1 protein-coding gene and 1 pseudogene are annotated in these 1,137 nt (G+C 58.1%); both read right to left on the bottom strand.

All coding sequences use genetic code 11. The features are described from left to right. The coding region (locus XcyCFBP4188_RS22290; RefSeq protein WP_146094085.1) for a TrbL/VirB6 family protein at window positions 1–608 on the bottom strand (608 nt) is incomplete at its 3' end. A gap of 100 nt (window positions 609–708) precedes the next feature. Continuing rightward, a pseudogene (locus XcyCFBP4188_RS22285) lies at window positions 709–1,137 on the bottom strand (hypothetical protein); the annotation flags it as partial.

Raw genomic sequence — 1,137 nt, 5'->3', positions numbered from 1 at the left:
CTGAACAACGACTTCGTCGCCTGGAACAGGAGGCACATGATGAACAAGGGACCGAAGCCCACAAACAGCGCCATACCAATCTTGTTCAACAGCAGCAGTGAGCCCCCCACCACACCGGGGCCTGCCATCCCTACCCCAGTGAACCAGCGCGCACGGGTCTTCTCGTCGTCGCGCTGTTGGTTGCCTGCTGTCTGGATCTGATCGATGCTCATCATCGCAATCTGCATCAAGCCCAAATTCTTGTCGATCGCATCGTAGGGACTTTCCGAATCCCCGGTCACCACTTGGGTAATGGACTGGCTAACACCGTCAGTCAGCGTCCAGTACAGTTTCGACGAACCTTCGGCCATGCTCGTCGCCAGACCGATGATCAGCGCCGCACGCAACGCCGTCACCACCAAGCCCATCGCCGCCTCGCGCGACTGGCCGGTCACGATGCGATACCCCTGGAACAGGACCCACAGCGTCAACACCGTCAAGGACACAATGCCAATCAAGGCCGAGGTGCGCTGCAGTAGCGTCCACTGAAATATATCGATCTCGTCGCGCAGGAAATCGTTGATCAGCGAGAAGAACGCGTAATTACCAAGACTGCTCAGAAAATCCATATGTCACCACATTCCACTGGACGGCCAGGCCGTGGAGCACTCGCTGCTCCGGGTTCGATTACACCTGCGACGGCACGCGCATCCTGCGCGTGCCGAGATCTCACTTGCCCAACTCTAATGGCTTCATATCACGAGGCCTGTCGGATCTGACCGAATCCAACGCCACCTTCATGGCGGCCCCGGCGACCACCGACTTGCCGAAATCGCCCAAGGTGTTGCCCAGACTCTCGAAGAAGCTGCCGACCCCTCCTTGACTGGAGGGATCGCCGGAGGGCGCCTTCTTGCCCCGCATCGCCGCCCATGCCTGCGCATCCTGTTGCTTGGTCAAGAAGCCCAGCCGCGTTTGATACGCAAACATCGCCGACTCCATTTGCTGGCGATCGATGTCCATCAGCGTCTTCAGCGCGATCAGCTTGTTGGTATTGTCCTCCAGCTTGCCCAGTTCGTTGTCTTTAATCTCTGTGCGCTCTTGTTCAATCTTGCGCAAGCGCTCAAGGCGCTTTGTCGTGATGTCGTACATCGCCACCAT

It is taken from the genome of Xanthomonas hortorum pv. cynarae (assembly GCF_002939985.1).
Lineage (GTDB): Bacteria > Pseudomonadota > Gammaproteobacteria > Xanthomonadales > Xanthomonadaceae > Xanthomonas > Xanthomonas hortorum_D.
Note: the sequence above shows the minus strand (reverse complement) of the source record. Positions and strands in the feature narration are given on the sequence as shown.